This window comes from Oceanobacillus locisalsi (genome assembly GCF_042675985.1).
Taxonomy (GTDB): domain Bacteria; phylum Bacillota; class Bacilli; order Bacillales; family Amphibacillaceae; genus Oceanobacillus; species Oceanobacillus locisalsi.
This window is the reverse complement of record NZ_JBHTKK010000055.1, coordinates 1-1,564: the sequence shown is the minus strand read 5'-3', so window position 1 is coordinate 1,564 and position 1,564 is coordinate 1. Positions and strand designations below refer to the sequence as shown.

The 1,564-nt window shown below is 43.9% G+C and carries 1 protein-coding gene; it reads right to left on the bottom strand.

The window, feature by feature from the left end; translation table 11 throughout:
* On the bottom strand, positions 1 to 1,469 hold a 1,469-nt coding region (tnpC, locus tag ACFQ19_RS20180), incomplete at its 3' end, for an IS66 family transposase (protein WP_379594656.1).
* Between the last annotated feature and the right edge of the window lie 95 nt (positions 1,470 to 1,564).

The following is a 1,564-nucleotide window of genomic DNA, read 5'->3' as shown; positions in this document are numbered from 1 at the left end:
AATAGATAGTGAAGATATTTAAATGGATTTAATCCGTTCTCCTTCGCTGTCTCCACAACACTATAGATAATGGCGCTAGCTTTAGCTCCTTTAGCGCTATTGCTAAATAGCCATGCCTTCCGTCCAATAACGAAAGGTTTGATAGATCGCTCGGCCCTATTATTATCTATTTCCAGACGACCATCCTTCATAAATGCTTCTAAACGATCCCATTGGTTACGACAATATTTGATAGCTTGACCTAAGGCACTTTTAGGCAGCACACGCGGTGTTTGTTCACGAAGCCACACCGAAAAAGCCTCCAGAACAGGCTGGCTGCGTTTTTGTCTTTCTTCATAACGTATTTCAGGGCTAACGTCCTTTAAATCGCGTTCGATTTGAAATAGTTGATTACAGAAGTCCAACCCTTCCTCTGCTTTGACCTTATTGGTTTTCGCAGCTTCTGGAAGTGCTTGTAATGCTTCTGTGAATTTCCGGCGCGCGTGCGCCCAGCAGCCTACCAGCGTTACGTTAGGAAGACCGTTGTAACCTGCGTAACCATCCACATGGATATATCCAGTATAATCTGTTAAAAAGCGGCGTGGATGTTTACTTGCGCGTGTTTGTTGATAATCATACAGGATAATCGGATTGCTTTCTCTTCCTGTACGATATAACCACATATAGGATTTAGACGTTGCTGGACGATCCGGCTCCGACAGAACTTGAACCGTTGTTTCATCGGCATGGATAACATCTTGCTGGGTGAGATGCGTATGCATCGCCTCATAGATAAGAGACAGCCAGGTATCTGCTCCATACATGTTCCAGTTCGCCAATGTTTGACGCGGGATAAAAACTCCGAAGCGTTCCAGCTGTTTTTCCTGGCGGTATAAAGGCATGCCTTCTACATATTTTTGCGTCATGGTATGAGCCATCGCCGAAGGAGATGCCAGACTTCCTGGAAATACAGAATGGGGCATCGGTGCATTCACAATAGGCGTTTCGATTTCATGGTGTTCACAATGACGGCAGCTGTATACATAGCGAACATGTTCCACGACTTTTACTTCTGCCGGAATAACTTTCAATTCTTTGCGCACATCCTTGCTCATTTCATGCAAGGGACCATCGCAACACGAACAGACCTGTTCCTCATCAGGTAAACGGTATTCTACCGTTTCTGCAGGCAGGTTTTCAAGCTTTTGGTCGCGTTGACCTTTTTGCTTCTGACGCTTATATGTAATCGTCTCTATCGTTGGTTCTTCGGAGGAGGAATCAGAAGTATCTTCTGTCTCATTGAATAGAGAAAGTTGATCTGGATTGGTTTTCTCGCTGGAAGCACCGAAACGGTGCTTTTGGCTTAGGCGAAATTGTTCTTCATACCATTTTAATTTTGCCTCCAGCACTTCTTTTTCCATCTCAAGCTTTTCGTTTTGCGCTTGATAATATGCAATTGTGTCCTGGGATGATTCCGTTGTTTTTTCCATATATACAGTATACGAAAGAGAATTCGGCTTGCCTAGCCTCATTCCCATATTCGCATATTTCAATTTATTATAGAACGGTACGGGCTTTTACTTCG